General features: G+C 49.4%; 1 protein-coding gene. It reads right to left on the minus strand.

From position 1 onward, the window contains the following. Positions 1 to 1,214, minus strand: a 1,214-nt coding sequence (locus GPLA_RS03780) for an Ig-like domain-containing protein (RefSeq protein ID WP_040513868.1), incomplete at both ends; no start/stop codon positions are given.

Genomic DNA, 1,214 nt, shown 5'->3' on the forward strand with positions numbered 1-1,214 from the left:
TGGCATCACTGCTGTTATCTGGCGCATCCACAGTTAACGTGGGCGCTACCGTGTCCACACTGCCGGTATCATTCGCCGTGGTTTCATTGCCTGCACCATCGGTAATACTGGCATCAACGGTATAGGTACCTTCTGCTAATTCGTCTGGTACATCCACACTGTAAACACCGCTTAATACCGTGGCGCTGAGGACTTGTTCAACGCCCGCTTCGTCTGTCACCAAGAGCGACACAACCGCATTGTCTGGCTCATTGCTCGTGCCGGTAATGGTCGGCGTGGCATCATTGCTGTTGTCGGGGGCATCCACCGTTAACGTGGGCGCCACCGTGTCCACGCTGCCAGTATCGTTGGCGATGGTCTCGTTACCCGCGGCATCCGCTACCGTGGCGGATACACTGTAATCCCCCTCTGCTAACGCTGAGGGCACCTCAATGGCGTAACTACCATTGGCTTGTACGATTGCCGTTAAATTCTGAATAACACCTGCACTATCAGTGACAACAATCGCCACTGACGTACCTGGCAATGCATTGGTTGAACCATTGATTTCAGGGGACGCATCATCACTTCCCGTTGGCATCACTAGATTTAAACTTGGTGCGAGAGTGTCAATATTTCCAGAGTCCGACGCACTTGCAATATTACCACTGCCATCATCAATCGTAGCGGTTACTGAGTAGTTACCATCCGCCATAGAAGCAAGCACGTCAACGGAAAAACTGCCATCAGGCTGTACAAGAGCAGTTAAATTCTGCACAACGCCGCCACTGTCCATTACAGAAATGTTTACCGTCGAACCATTTAACAATATATCTGTGGTACCGCTTATTGTCGGCGTGTCGTCATTCGTATTATCCGGTGCTGTTAACGTTAAACTGGGTACCGCTGAAACAATCGATCCAGAATCATTAACCGTCGTTGAATTTCCAGCTTCGTCCTGTACTGTTGCACTAACTGAAAAATTGCCATCAGCCAGTGCACTAGGTACATCTGCCGTAAAACTACCGTCTAATTGCACGACAGCATTAAAAGTTTGCTCTGCAGCATTGCTACCCGTCACAATAATAGAGACAGTTGATCCCGGTGCAGCGTCAGTACTACCTGTGATTGTAGGGGTTGTGTCATTTGTATTATCTGGTGCATTGACCAAAATACTAGGAGCAACGGTATCCACATTACCCGCATCATTCGCCGTGGTTTCATTGCCTGCACCA

The sequence above is a fragment of the Paraglaciecola polaris LMG 21857 genome (genome assembly GCF_000315055.1).
Classification (GTDB): Bacteria; Pseudomonadota; Gammaproteobacteria; order Enterobacterales; family Alteromonadaceae; genus Paraglaciecola; species Paraglaciecola polaris.